10 protein-coding genes are annotated in these 10564 nt (G+C 45.8%); 5 read left to right on the forward strand and 5 right to left on the reverse strand.

Annotation, left to right across the window (positions count from 1 at the left end):
- Positions 1-80: 80 nt before the first annotated feature.
- Genes pdhA through ACXABW_RS16920 form a run of 3 tightly spaced genes read left to right on the forward strand, consistent with a single transcriptional unit; the run spans position 81 to position 3314 of the window.
- On the forward strand, positions 81-1193 hold the full coding sequence (gene pdhA / locus ACXABW_RS16910) for a pyruvate dehydrogenase (acetyl-transferring) E1 component subunit alpha (protein WP_457526386.1): 1113 nt from the start codon (positions 81-83) through the stop codon (positions 1191-1193).
- Positions 1186-2169, forward strand: coding sequence for an alpha-ketoacid dehydrogenase subunit beta (locus ACXABW_RS16915; RefSeq protein ID WP_252030884.1), 984 nt, complete (start codon positions 1186-1188; stop codon positions 2167-2169). Before pdhA ends, ACXABW_RS16915 begins: the two co-directional genes overlap by 8 nt.
- Positions 2166-3314, forward strand: coding sequence for a dihydrolipoamide acetyltransferase family protein (locus ACXABW_RS16920; RefSeq protein WP_457526388.1), 1149 nt, complete (start codon positions 2166-2168; stop codon positions 3312-3314). Before ACXABW_RS16915 ends, ACXABW_RS16920 begins: the two co-directional genes overlap by 4 nt.
- Before the next feature lie 164 nt (positions 3315-3478).
- On the opposite strand, the gene ACXABW_RS16925 is transcribed toward ACXABW_RS16920, so the two are convergent.
- Complete coding sequence (locus ACXABW_RS16925) at positions 3479-4444, reverse strand: electron transfer flavoprotein subunit alpha/FixB family protein (protein ID WP_457526390.1); 966 nt, start codon at positions 4442-4444, stop codon at positions 3479-3481.
- A 99-nt stretch (positions 4445-4543) separates the two neighbouring features.
- Positions 4544-5308 (reverse strand): electron transfer flavoprotein subunit beta/FixA family protein, encoded by a 765-nt coding sequence (locus ACXABW_RS16930; protein ID WP_457526392.1) that lies wholly within the window; start codon positions 5306-5308, stop codon positions 4544-4546.
- Positions 5309-5494: 186 nt separating this feature from the next.
- Between ACXABW_RS16930 and ACXABW_RS16935 the strand changes: the two genes are divergently transcribed.
- Positions 5495-7153 (forward strand): electron transfer flavoprotein-ubiquinone oxidoreductase, encoded by a 1659-nt coding sequence (locus ACXABW_RS16935; protein WP_457526394.1) that lies wholly within the window; start codon positions 5495-5497, stop codon positions 7151-7153.
- 200 nt (positions 7154-7353) lie between these two features.
- The gene (locus ACXABW_RS16940; protein ID WP_457526396.1) at positions 7354-8037 is read left to right on the forward strand and encodes a hypothetical protein; all 684 of its coding nucleotides are present in this window, start codon (positions 7354-7356) and stop codon (positions 8035-8037) included.
- Between the two features lie 56 nt (positions 8038-8093).
- Here the strand turns inward: ACXABW_RS16940 and yghU are convergent, their stop codons facing one another.
- The 3 genes from yghU to ACXABW_RS16955 form a co-directional block, all read right to left on the reverse strand.
- The gene (gene yghU, locus ACXABW_RS16945) at positions 8094-8954 is read right to left on the reverse strand and encodes a glutathione-dependent disulfide-bond oxidoreductase (RefSeq protein ID WP_457526398.1); all 861 of its coding nucleotides are present in this window, start codon (positions 8952-8954) and stop codon (positions 8094-8096) included.
- 227 nt (positions 8955-9181) lie between these two features.
- On the reverse strand, positions 9182-9643 hold the full coding sequence (locus ACXABW_RS16950) for a GNAT family N-acetyltransferase (RefSeq protein WP_457526399.1): 462 nt from the start codon (positions 9641-9643) through the stop codon (positions 9182-9184).
- Between the two features lie 93 nt (positions 9644-9736).
- A complete protein-coding gene (locus ACXABW_RS16955; RefSeq protein WP_457526401.1) occupies positions 9737-10219 on the reverse strand; it encodes a YbaK/EbsC family protein in 483 nt (160 codons plus the stop codon).
- Between the last annotated feature and the right edge of the window lie 345 nt (positions 10220-10564).

Genomic DNA, 10564 nt, shown 5'->3' on the forward strand with positions numbered 1-10564 from the left:
ATGAATGTTGGTTTCGATTTGCCTGTTAGTCGCGAGCTCATATGAAGCTAGCCTGCGGGCATACTCAAAAGGAGCTTGAGATGAACGTTCAGGCATTACCAATGAAACGCTATATCGACAATCAAGGTAATCTTGTCGATTCACTTCCCGATTGGGCTAATGTTGCAAAGTTAAAAAGTTTCTACTGCGACATGGTGCTGACTCGTACTTATGACAACAAAGCTGTTGCTCTACAAAGGACGGGGAAGCTAGGCACATACCCTTCTCATTTAGGAGCCGAGGCCGTCGGTATCGCAGTAGGTAGAGCACTGCATAAAGACGATGTTTTCATTCCTTACTATCGTGATCTACCCGCTATGTGGGCTCGTGGAATTCCGATGGAGAAAAACCTCCAATATTGGGGCGGCGATGAACGTGGTAGTGACTTCTGGCCAATGGACATAAAAGATGGAAATAACGATAGCCATCAATGTAGAGACCTGCCTTTCTGTGTTCCTATCGCGACACAATGTACACATGCGGTAGGTGTTGCATCAGCGCTAAAAATTCAAGGTCAGCATCAAGCTGCACTGGTTACTTGCGGAGATGGCGCAACTTCCAAAGGAGATTTCCTCGAATCGATTAACTGCGCTGGCGCGTGGAACATTCCGTTGGTTTTCGTGGTGAACAACAATCAATGGGCAATTTCCGTCCCCCGAGCACTTCAATGTGCCGCTGAATTTTTATCAGAAAAAGCCAAAGGCGCTGGAATTCACGGGATAACAGTAGATGGCAACGATGTTGTTGCTATGTATGACACCGTGTCGGAAGCATTAGATAGAGCACGAAAAGGCAAAGGCCCAACCCTCATCGAAGCAATAAGTTACCGACTCAGCGACCACACTACAGCAGATGACGCCAGCCGATATCGCTGCGAAGATGAATTACAGCAAGCATGGCAGTATGAACCCATCGCTCGCTTGAAAAAGTACCTCATCGCACAAGGTGAGTGGTCGGAAGAACAAGACGTCGAGTGGACTGAACACAGCAAAGAACTTGTCCAGCAAGCCGTAGAACGGTATTTAACCATGCCACCCCAAGCGCCAGAGTCGGCGTTCGATTTCATTTACGAATCCATGCCTACTGAGCTTCACCGTCAACGAGACGAGTTGATTAACAAAGCGATGCGCATGCAGGGAGGTAAACATGAGTGAAATCACCTTAGTCGAAGCCGTAAACCTAGCATTGCATCATGAAATGGAACACGACAATAATGTCGTCGTTTTAGGAGAAGATGTCGGTGATAACGGCGGTGTGTTTCGTGCCACTGTTGGGCTCAAAGAAAAATATGGGCTACGGCGCGTCATCGATACCCCTCTAGCCGAAGCTCTGATAGGCGGCGTAACTGTTGGGATGGCGACGCAAGGTTTACGCCCTATCGCTGAGTTCCAGTTCCAAGGTTTTGTATTTCCTGCTATGGAACACTTGATGTGTCATGCAGCTAGAATGCGAAACCGAACCCGGGGGCGGTTAACCTGCCCTGCTGTGTTTCGAGCGCCGTTCGGCGGTGGAATTCATGCCCCAGAGCACCACTCAGAAAGTATAGAAGCCTTATTTGCTCACATTCCTGGCTTTAAAGTTGTCATTCCATCGTCTCCGCAGCGTGCATATGGACTATTGCTCGCGTCGATTCGCAGTAACGATCCGGTTATGTTCTTCGAACCCAAGCGCATTTATAGAACCGTAAAATCCGATGTTGTCGATAACGGTCAAGCACTTCCCTTAGATACCTGTTTTACCTTACGCAAAGGCCGAGATCTGACTTTAGTGACCTGGGGGGCATGTGTAGTCGAAGCGCTGCAAGCCACTGCAGCTCTTTCAAAACAAGGCATAGAAGTTGAAGTGATTGATCTCGCGAGTATCAAACCCATTGATATGGCGACCATTCTTAAATCCGTCGAAAAAACAGGACGCTTACTTGTGGTTCACGAAGCGAGTAAAACATGTGGTGTTGGCGCTGAAATCATTACCCGTACCGCCGAAGAAGCCATGTGTCTACTTAAAGCACCACCAAAACGGGTTACGGGCATGGACACCGTGATGCCGTACTACCGTAACGAAGATTATTTCTTAGTCACAGAGCAAGACATAGTGAACGCAGCGCGAGAGCTTGTGGAGGGATGGAAATGAAAACATTTACTTTGCCCGATCTAGGGGAAGGCTTAGCAGATTCAGAGATTATCCAATGGCACGTGAACGTCGGTGACGAAGTAGAGATCGATCAAGTCATTCTAACGGTTGAGACTGCAAAAGCAGTCGTTGAGGTTCCCGCTCCTTATAGTGGGAAAATAGTTAGAAGGTACGGCAATGAAGGAGATGTGATTAATATCGGAGCCCTGCTACTTGAAATAGAAGAAGTAGAAGGCGAAGCGCAAGCTGAATCCACCGCCTCGGCAACGAAACAAGATGCTGCGACTGTTGTAGGAAATGTTTCGCAGCAAAATCATCAAGTTGAAGTCGATGATTTCTGGATTGGGAGCCAACACAACACGCCACCAGCCGATGTGATTAGCGCAATGCCCTCCGCACGACTACTCGCACAAAAACTTGGGGTGGATCTTAAGTTGATCACCGGCAGCGGACCTGATGGCTTGATTGTAGACGCTGATATTTACTCGCAGTGCGACAAACAAAAGCCCGGTACAGAGGTATTAAAAGGAGCAAGGAGAACCATGGTGAACACCATGGCGGAGTCGCATCACGATGTCGCTAACGTAACGATCACCGAAGAAGCACTTTTGGACAAGTGGCGTGATGGTGAGGACACCTCTATCCGTTTGATCCAAGCGGTGATCCACGCGTGCCATCAAGAATCAGCGTTAAACGCTTGGTTTGACGCAGAAACCATGACTCGTTGTGTACACGAGGCCGTTAATATTGGTATCGCCGTAGACAGTAGTCATGGTCTTTATGTACCAGTGCTACGTCACGCCGATGATTACAGTGCAAAAGGCATCAGGCAGTGGTTAGACGACACTGTAGATGGCATTCGCCAACGCAAAATTGGTAGAGAACAGTTGCAGCATGCAACCATAACGCTTTCTAACTTTGGGGCTATTGCTGGTATTTATGCGACACCGGTAGTTTCACCACCACAAGTAGCGATTGTGGGAGCAGGACGAATCATAGAGAAAGTCGTCATGAAAAATGACAAGCCAATCGCTGTAAAAGCGATGCCATTATCCATGACCTTTGACCATCGTGCTTGTACGGGCGGAGAAGCTGCTCGATTCATAAAAGCGCTGGTTAAGCACTTACAGAAATCCAGTAGCTAAAATCAAATCATGAAATAGCCAATGTCTAATAAGATAAACGCCCCATTCGCTGAGGGAATGGGGCGTTTTAATTTAACCCCTTTATAAGAGATAAGAGACAATAGATAAGACGTAAAAAGGAAAACAGCTTCTTCCAACTGTTTTCCTCTCTCACTTCTTGCTGATTAATCTAACGCTTCAATAAGCTGCGGGAGTACTTCAAATAAGTCGCCGACTAATCCGTAGTCTGCAATTTCAAAAATAGGCGCTTCAGCATCGCTATTAATCGCAACAATTACCTTTGAATCTTTCATTCCAGCCAAGTGTTGAATCGCACCGGATATACCGACTGCAATATACAAGTCAGGCGCAACGATCTTACCTGTTTGACCAACTTGTAAATCATTCGACACAAATCCAGCGTCTACAGCCGCTCTTGACGCCCCTATTGCACCACCTAGTTTGTCGGCCAGAGTTTCAACCAACTGAAAGTTCTCTTTACTTCCCAGCCCTCGCCCGCCCGAGACGACTACTTTTGCAGCAGGTAGTTCTGGGCGTTCTGACTTCACTTTTTGCTCACTAATGTACTTTGATACTTCATTAGTGATTTCAGCATCGAAGCTCTCTACAGTCGCTTCGCCACTGGTTATGTCTTCTGGTAAATCAAACGCGGAGGCTCGGACAGTAATGACTTTAACGGAATCATTAGATTTAATCTTCGCAAGTGCGTTGCCAGCATAGATTGGCCTTAAAACTGTATCGCTGGATTCAAAGTCAATCACATCGGAAAGCATCCCTACATCGAGCAGAGCCGCCACTCTAGGCAAAAGATTTTTTCCGAACGTTGTTGCTGCGGCGAGAATATGAGTAAACTTCTTTTCCTGCTGCAGTAAGTTCACTAGCTCGGAAACAGGTTCTGCCAGTAAATGCTCAAACTGTGGCTGGTTTGCGCTTATCACGCAACTCACCTCGGGAAGAGTTTTAGCTTGCTCGGTAACTTGATCATTGCCACCGAAAACCAAAACTGAAACGCTTCTACTGTCAGTATCAGACAACGCTTTCGATGCCGTAACTGTTCTAAAGGTTTCGGGTGATAAAGATTGCCCGTCGTGCTCTGCGATAATCAAGACATTTGTGTTGGATTCACTCATCGCTGTCTCCCTTACACGAAATAATTAAAGTCGTTGTGCTCCAAACGTTTTGGTAACAAGCAACTTAGTAATAAGTATTTTATATCAGCTAATTTAGCCTCAAATCACCTTAGCTTCGTTCTTAAGCTTATCAACCAATTGCTCTACGCTATCCACTTTAATCCCAGCGCTTCTGCTCGGTGGTGCCATCACCTCGAGGACTTCTTGGCTGCTAGTTAGCTCAATACCTAAACTCTTTGGCGTAATAACCTCTAACGGCTTTCTCTTAGCTTTCATGATATTAGGGAGCGATGCATACCTCGGCTCGTTTAGCCTTAAATCCGTACTGATAATTGCGGGTATGGCGAGTTGGACGGTCTCTAAACCACCATCGACTTCCCTAACCACCGTGACAGCGTCACCGGAAATATCCACGTTAGAGGCAAATGTAGCCTGCCCACGTCGACTTATCGCCGAAAGCATCTGAGCAACCTGATTGTTGTCGGAATCTATAGATTGTTTGCCTAAAAGCACAATACCCGGTTGTTCATTATCCATTATGGATTTAAGCACTTTAGCGACGGTAAGGGGCTCAATAGTTAACGGAGAACTCTGCTCTGGAACTTGGACATGAATTGCCCTATCAGCGCCCAGTGCTAGGGCATTTCGTAGTTGCTCTTGGCTCGCATTATCGCCAACGGAAACTACGATCACTTCTTCAGCTTTGCCAGCTTCTTTAAGCCGTACGGCTTCTTCGACAGCGATTTCGCAAAATGGATTCATCGACATTTTAACGTTGTTAGACTCAACCCCAGAGTGATCGGGCTTAACTCTAATTTTTACGTAAGGATCAATAACTCGTTTAATCGCAACTAATATTTTCACAGTGCCTCCTTTCGAATAGCTCTACAGATTTCATTGCTTCACCAGCTATTTGCCTCCCAGACTTAGGGGAGCTTCGCTATTACCAATGAGCTTAGTTGAGTTTACGTTTACGTCAACTGGACTATATTTATTGTTGTGGCTTAACTGTTTTTGCAGCTTTACAACACCAACAGAGCGAGTGTAGAAATGGAAAGAGAATGCATGGAGTTTGACGTTGTTATCGTTGGCGCAGGCCCTGCCGGTCTATCTTGTGCTTGTAAACTCGCACAGCTAACTCAAGGCAACATTAGTATCTGCGTAGTTGATAAAGCGGCCGAAGTTGGCGGGCATATCTTGTCTGGCGCCGTGTTTGAAACTCACGCCTTAGAAGAACTGTTTCCAGATTGGCGCTCTCTAGGCGCGCCAGTTTCTACACCTGTAAGCAGTGACTCTTTTGTCTACCTGACGACTGAAAACAACCACGTTTCTGTCCCTCACTTTCTAACCCCGAAACTCATGACTAACACTAGCGACAACCATGTTATTAGTCTTGCTAACCTATGTCGCTGGCTTGGACAACAGGCAGAGCAACTTGGTGTTGAAGTGTTTCCTGGCTTTCCTGCAGCCGATTTTAATCTAAACCAAGAAGGTGCAGTGACAGGTATTAACACGGGTGATATGGGGTTAGATAAAAAAGGCAACCTAAAGCAAAATTACGAATCGGGTATTGAGCTACGAGGAAAATACACTGTGTTTGCCGAGGGGGCTCGTGGGCACTTGGGCAAAGCACTGATCAAACAGTTTGACCTAGACGCTAACTGCGCACCACAGCACTATGCGTTAGGCATTAAGGAGATCTGGCAACTTGATACAGAGAGTGCGCTATGCCAAGCCGGACAAGTCATTCACACCACTGGGTGGCCCTTAAGTGAAACAAGCACCACCGGTGGTGGTTTCCTTTATTATATGGAAGATAATCAAATCGCCGTCGGCCTTATTACCGACCTCAATTACTCGAACGCCCATCTGAGTCCATTCGACGAGTTCCAACGTTTCAAACATCATCCAGCAATCGCAACGCATCTCTCTACCGCCCAAAGGATTGCCTATGGCGCACGGGCGATTGCCAAAGGCGGACTCCCATCACTCCCTAAACAGCAGTTCCCTGGTGGGTTACTCATTGGGTGCGATGCCGGCACTCTTAACGTTGCCAAAATCAAAGGAAGCCACACAGCGATGAAGTCCGGTATTCTCGCCGCTGAAGCGATTGCCGAACAACTCAACGCAGGTAATGCTTATACAGAACCCAATTATGCGGGACATTTCGAATCGTCTTGGCTGTTTGAAGAACTCAATGAATCGAGAAACTTTGGCCCTTATATTCACCAGTTTGGTAGTGTACTAGGCGGTGCGCTTAACGTTGTGGATCAAAATGTTTGGCAACCGATATTTTCACGCCCTTTCCCACTTTCAGGCTCAGACACGAAAAGCGATCATCAATGCCTCAATTCCATTTCAGAATCTAAGCCGATTTCCTATCCTAAGCCAGATGGGAAACTGAGCTTTGATAAACCGTCCTCTGTTTACTTATCAGGCGCTCAACACGAAGAAAATCAGCCTTGTCATCTCGTATTAGCGGACCATTTAATTCCGATTAGTCAGCATCTAGCGACATTCGATGAACCGAGTCAGCGTTACTGCCCTGCTGGGGTTTATGAAATCGTAGAAACTGAGGGACAAAAAGCACTACAGATTAATGCAGCTAACTGTGTTCATTGTAAAACTTGCGACATCAAAGATCCTTCGCAAAACATCACTTGGCGCCCGCCGGAAGGTGGCGACGGGCCTAACTATCAAAATATGTAGTCATAGCTATCGTTAAAATTGCTGGTAGTAAACAGCGGCACTTATCTAATACACAAATGTAACGTTAACAAACAAACCGTGAATAGCGCCGAATCAATCTGGTTTACTCGTGTTTGAAATCTTCCGCTCGTGTGAAGATGACTTAGTTATCCGTTACTTAGACTCATCATCTTTTATCTCGACAGCAAGGAATATTTTCAATGGTCAGAGCCTCATTAGTCGTCACTGCTGCCCTATTATCTGGCTGTGCAACGACCGAAGTTTGGTTTCCCGAGCAGCAAACAGGGAATACTCTAGTCTACGACGGCGCAATTACCGGCGGAGCTGTACTGGAAGCGATAAGAATCGTTCGAGAGTCAGACCAAAAAATTGATACGCTTCGAATCACCAGCCCTGGTGGAGACATGGAAGCAGGGATTGAATTTGGCTATTTTGTGAAAGAGAACAATTGGGACGTTGTAGTCAGTAAACTCTGTTTTTCGGCCTGCGCAAACTATGTATTAACGGCGGGAAAAAACGTCGAAGTAAAAAAAGATAGCCTCATAGGTTGGCATGGCGGCGCGAAGCAAGATGATGAATTGTGGAAACATTCAGTACCTATCGACGCACAAGAGCAGTTCTTTGCTTACTTAAACCACTTGCGAATAAAAGAAACCAAATTCTTTGAAACCATTGAAGTCGATCAGCACATTACCAACTACGGTCAAACAAAAAACACCTCTTGTCAGAACAATCAAACTATCGATGGTTGGCATTACACAATCGACGATCTTCACCATATGGGCGTAAAGAACATTACCGTTCAAGGTGACAAGCTTCTTACAGAATTGGATTACAACAACGAACCCGTTCACTCCTGCTTAATGCCAAGCCTATTTAACTAAAAAAGAACCCACATTCATGTGGGTTCTTTCGTTATCTCTGGTGACGCTGAATGAGATTATTTCGGCGCTTTCGCAAGTACTGCATCGATATCTGCAGCGCTGTGGCGCTCGGCCAATTGTTCCCACTCTTCACCAAACGCGCGGTTAACAATACGACCACGCTGAACTCCCTCACGCTCAGCCATCATTTCCGCCCAACGAACCACGTTCTTATACTCATGAACCTGTAAAAACTCTGCTGCATCGTACAGTTTTCCAAGCGCTAAGTTACCGTACCAAGGCCAAATCGCCATGTCAGCAATGGTGTATTCTTCACCCGCAACAAAGGTGTTGTTCGCAAGCTGCTTGTCCAACACATCTAATTGACGTTTCGCTTCCATCGCAAAGCGATTAATTGGGTATTCTTGCTTCTCATCGGCATACGCATAGAAGTGACCAAAGCCACCACCTAGGAATGGCGCTGAACCTTGTGCCCAGAACAGCCAGTTAAACGCTTGGGTTCTAGCCGCTCCGGATTTAGGTAAAAACTTATCGAATTTCTCCGCTAAGTGGACAAGGATCGAAGCCGACTCAAAAACATTAACAGGCTCTGTACCAGATTTATCAACGAGAGCTGGGATTTTTGAGTTTGGGTTTACACCCACAAAGCCCGAAGAAAACTGGTCTGCCTCGCCAATGTTGATCAAATACGCATCGTATTCAGCTTCTTTAATGCCTTGAGCCAGAAGCTCTTCAAGCATAATAGTCACTTTTTGACCGTTCGGTGTGCCAAGCGAATAAAGTTGTAAAGCATGCTCGCCAACTGGAAGTTCTTTATCGAAACGTGCACCTGATACCGGGCTATTGATGTTAGCCCATTTGTTTCCACCATTTGTTTCATTGACCCAAACTTTTGGTGGTGTGTATTGGTTTGTCATGGTGTGTCCTTCTTATTATTTCGCACCTGATGTGCTTTGCTGTCTAAACTCATGTCGCTTTTACAAACATTAGCAAAGAGCGAGATTGGTAAGACGTTAATTACGTTGAACGTATTTGAATATATTGGGTTACTTCACTAAGTTAAAACCCCTTTCACCTAAATCGCTTATGACGTTTCGTTATTGATAGTTTACATTAGGTATAAAGGCTAGTGTCGGACTGTCCGTTACCGATATGAATTTTGCTCACTCTGCTTATGATATTTTGGCGTTAAGTCAATGCCCATGACTTTGTGGTTTGGCTCGGAGCTAGCCTCGATTTCGCTCCAGCCCAAATGTTCATACAAATTAGGTGCATCGGTATAAGCCAGCAATTGGCTATATCCTGAACTCTCCGCATCAGCCATAGCCTGTTCTATCAGCTTACTGGCGATACCTTTTCCACGCATATTAAGATTTACGTACAACGCGTTAACCCAAAGCGCTTGTTGATCTTTTAGTGGGTGTTTATAAAACGTATAAGCAAGGGCTGCGACTAAGGCACCTTGATTGAAAAAAGCGATCGGATTAGGCAATTGCTTAGAGTAATCATCAAATGAAAAATCGGGCCATTCGCGTTGGAACATTCGTTCTATTTCAACCCAATAAACACAGTCGTGGTCACATCGAATAATTGAAGAGTTCAGCATATGGATTACTTTAATTCTGGTGGCGATTTACGTTCATTACTACTCAGAAGCTGCTAAGACTGCCCCTTTCGGGGCAATCTCCATTTACATCATCTATTGCGCCAAATCTATCCATGTCCCATGAGTCAATTCACCCAAATGTTGAGGGTTAAGCTTAAATACCGAATTAGGCGTGCCCGCCGCCGCCCATATCTCTGTATATTGCTGCAGATCTTTATCTAAAATGGTGTGTACTTTTTCATTGTGCGCGACAGGTGGAACCCCACCAATTGCATATCCGACTTTGTCTCGTACAAATGCTGCGTCAGCCTTTTTCAAAACTATGCCCGTTGCATCTTTTACTTTATTGGAACACACCATGTTAGTGCCAGAAGCCACAACTAAAACAGGCTCGCCAGTTTCCGAATGTTTAAAAATCAGCGATTTTGCGATTTGGGACACCGTGCACCCTATCGCATCAGCGGCTTCCTTAGCCGTTCTTGTCGAACTAGGCATTTGTTGGACAACAAAGTCTTGTCCTCGGTCAGACAAAAACGTTTGTACCTTTAAAGAAGATGCTTTTAATTCCTGAGACATAACTATTCCTTGTTTGAGCGCTCAAACACTTAGCGCGTAATTTGCAGGGCTGCTGAAACTGGCATTAACGATTCCAGCGGCAAACCAGATCAGGCAAGCCCTCTTCATTATTCGAATCGCCGCTTATGATGGTAAAACCGTGGGACTGATAAAATGTTTGTGCGCGAAGATTGACTTCAAATGTACGCAACATAAGCGAGCCGTTTGAACGCATTTTGGCTAAATTCATAAATGCCGGCCGATACCAAGGTTTTGGTACTGCGGAGCTACGTACAACTGGTTTACTTCAAGATCAGAACTTGCCATAAAGGCCGCGGGCAATGCAGTAAGCGGGGTTTGAGGTCC

The sequence above is a fragment of the Vibrio paucivorans genome, from assembly GCF_054053395.1.

Bases quoted from the DNA above. Each gene is read 5' to 3' on its own strand.
- pdhA (WP_457526386.1), top strand. From the start codon at position 81: ATGAACGTTCAGGCATTACCAATGAAACGCTATATCGACAATCAAGGT.
- ACXABW_RS16915 (WP_252030884.1), top strand. From the start codon at position 1,186: ATGAGTGAAATCACCTTAGTCGAAGCCGTAAACCTAGCATTGCATCAT.
- ACXABW_RS16920 (WP_457526388.1), top strand. From the start codon at position 2,166: ATGAAAACATTTACTTTGCCCGATCTAGGGGAAGGCTTAGCAGATTCA.
- ACXABW_RS16925 (WP_457526390.1), bottom strand. From the start codon at position 4,444: ATGAGTGAATCCAACACAAATGTCTTGATTATCGCAGAGCACGACGGG.
- ACXABW_RS16935 (WP_457526394.1), top strand. From the start codon at position 5,495: ATGGAAAGAGAATGCATGGAGTTTGACGTTGTTATCGTTGGCGCAGGC.
- ACXABW_RS16940 (WP_457526396.1), top strand. From the start codon at position 7,354: ATGGTCAGAGCCTCATTAGTCGTCACTGCTGCCCTATTATCTGGCTGT.
- yghU (WP_457526398.1), bottom strand. From the start codon at position 8,954: ATGACAAACCAATACACACCACCAAAAGTTTGGGTCAATGAAACAAAT.
- ACXABW_RS16950 (WP_457526399.1), bottom strand. From the start codon at position 9,643: ATGCTGAACTCTTCAATTATTCGATGTGACCACGACTGTGTTTATTGG.
- ACXABW_RS16955 (WP_457526401.1), bottom strand. From the start codon at position 10,219: ATGTCTCAGGAATTAAAAGCATCTTCTTTAAAGGTACAAACGTTTTTG.